At 75.7% G+C, this 251-nt stretch carries 1 protein-coding gene; it reads left to right on the forward strand.

Annotated features, from left to right (window positions below; all coding sequences use genetic code 11):
• On the forward strand, window positions 1-251 hold a 251-nt coding region (locus AC5Y7D_RS30990), incomplete at both ends, for a PPE domain-containing protein (RefSeq protein ID WP_499930017.1).

Below are 251 nucleotides of genomic sequence, written 5' to 3' on the forward strand. Positions count from 1 at the left end.
TTTGCCGGGGCCGGGTCGGGTCCGCTGCATGTGGCCGCGGCGGCGTGGGAGAGTTTGGCGGCCGATCTGGCGGCGTCGGCGTCGTCGTTTGACGCGGTGATTGTGGGCTTGGCCAGTGGGCCGTGGGCCGGGCCGGCGTCGGCGTCGATGGCGGCTGCGGCGGTGCCGTATGTGGGGTGGTTGAGTGACGCCGCGGCCCAGGCGCAGTTGGCGGCGGGTCAGGCGCGGGCGGCGGCGACGGCGTTCGAGGG

The organism is Mycobacterium sp. NGS49 (assembly GCF_059812565.1).